1 protein-coding gene is annotated in these 1,881 nt (G+C 44.7%); it reads right to left on the bottom strand.

Annotated features, from left to right (window positions below):
* Positions 1–114: 114 nt before the first annotated feature.
* A complete protein-coding gene (gene ltrA, locus FTU71_RS14435) occupies positions 115–1,356 on the bottom strand; it encodes a group II intron reverse transcriptase/maturase (protein ID WP_004826931.1) in 1,242 nt (413 codons plus the stop codon).
* Positions 1,357–1,881: the final 525 nt, after the last annotated feature.

The raw sequence follows: 1,881 nt of genomic DNA on the forward strand, positions 1-1,881 counted from the left end.
GCGGTATAGACCCAGCCTGAATGAGTTTGAATATACGGGTGAGTAGACCAAGGGAATTTCACCCTTAGCCCCTCGCAGAACCGGACATGAACCTCTCAGCTCATCCGGCTCCCATTATCCAACCGATGGTAAACATCCCATTTTCCAGTGCACAAAGGCATTTGGAAAATCACGCGCAAGTCGCCCTAAGGCATATCTAGCCCGTCTTTTATGACGGGCCAAGTTTTTATACTTACGCCTCATCCAGCGTATAAGATAAGCATTCATGTGTTGCCAGATCGCTGACATTGCTGAACCATGGAATCGACCATAGTATTGCTGCCAACCTTGAAGAATTGGATTGAATATTGCAGATAAATCACTTAATTCGCGATTACACATCAGATGTAGATGCCATTTCCGAATAGTCTGTCGCATTGCTTTAAGTGCATCACGACTGACTGCAGGAGAGAAATTTACATAAACTCTTTTATACTTGTCCACAGCCTTACGGGGCCTAAACGTGTACCCGAGAAAAGTAAATTGAACATCGGGATATGCTTTACGACGATTAATATCTTGGCAATAAACAATCTTTGTCTTGTCTGGATGCAATTCGAGACCACATTCACGAAATCGTGCATCGATCTTTTGTAAAACAAGTTTGGCTTGAGATAAACTCCGACAATGAATTACGCCATCATCTGCATAACGGCAGAACCGTACACTTTGAAGATGTTTCGTAATCCACATATCAAAAGCATAATGCATAAATAAATTCGCCAATAAAGGACTCACAACACCACCTTGTGGTGTGCCGCGATTCCTTTCTAAAAGATGGCCATTTATGTGTTGCATTGGTGCTTTTAACCAACGTTGCACATATAAAAGAATCCATGGAATTTCACAGTGTTTCTTGAGTGCACGCATGAGTAAATCATGGTCGATGTTATCAAAGAGACCTTTGATATCAAATTCCACAACCCAGTCATAATCCCAACTTCGTCTCCTCACTATCGCAATTGCATCATGGGCAGAACGCCCCGGACGATATCCATATGAGTTTGGATGAAATAATGGATCAATTTTCGGCTCTAATAAGAGCTTAACTGCTGTTTGCGCGACTCGATCTGCAACTGTTGGAATACCTAGTATACGCACGCCACCTGACTTCTTTGGAATCGGAACAGCCTTAACTGGCGGTGGAAAATAACTGCCAGAACAAAGTCGATTCCATAGTTTGTATAGGTTGTTCTTTAAATGCTTTTCGAATTGCTCAATAGATTCATGATCAACGCCTGGAGCGCCACCATTCTCTTTGACTTTTTTAAATGCCTCCCAGATTAACGCTTTAGGAATATTAAATGGTTTGGTCATAAAGTTTTGCTCCTCCTGCTTGCACAGTTGACAAATCCGTAGACCTGGATAATGCAACCCCTTCGCTCCATTACCATTACAGTAACTTCAACACTACTACGAGTTGCTCCGCCCCTTGGTGACGCATTGCTATTATCAGCCTTGCCTTTTGAGCTTGTGCCTTTCGCTTGACATCGCCACCGAAGGTTCCCGCAGTTCAACGTAAGAGCCTGAATTAGGATCGCGCTGCCTCTACGCCGGACACCGAATGGCCCGTAAGCAGGTAACGGCCAAACTAATCGCGGGGTAACTTCCATCCCCGGTTTTGATGTCATTTGAGTACTTTCGACACTTGAACGGCAGTTCACTGTTGTTCGCCTTCCTAATTCTTACCTGACATCTCTACGATGCCTTTTCCATAACGCTCACGACCGGGACTTTTGATCCAAGCCGCTTATGGTGGTTTGCTACCTGCTCCTGCAAGCCGATAGCGAGGGGCCATACCCTCATCTCTTACGCCGCTTGCTGCGGCACACTAAAGTCACT

This window comes from Acinetobacter sp. YH12136 (assembly GCF_013418545.1).
Taxonomy (GTDB): domain Bacteria; phylum Pseudomonadota; class Gammaproteobacteria; order Pseudomonadales; family Moraxellaceae; genus Acinetobacter; species Acinetobacter towneri.

Excerpts from the sequence above, each read along its gene's own strand:
- ltrA (WP_004826931.1), bottom strand. The coding sequence starts at position 1,356 with ATGACCAAACCATTTAATATTCCTAAAGCGTTAATCTGGGAGGCATTT.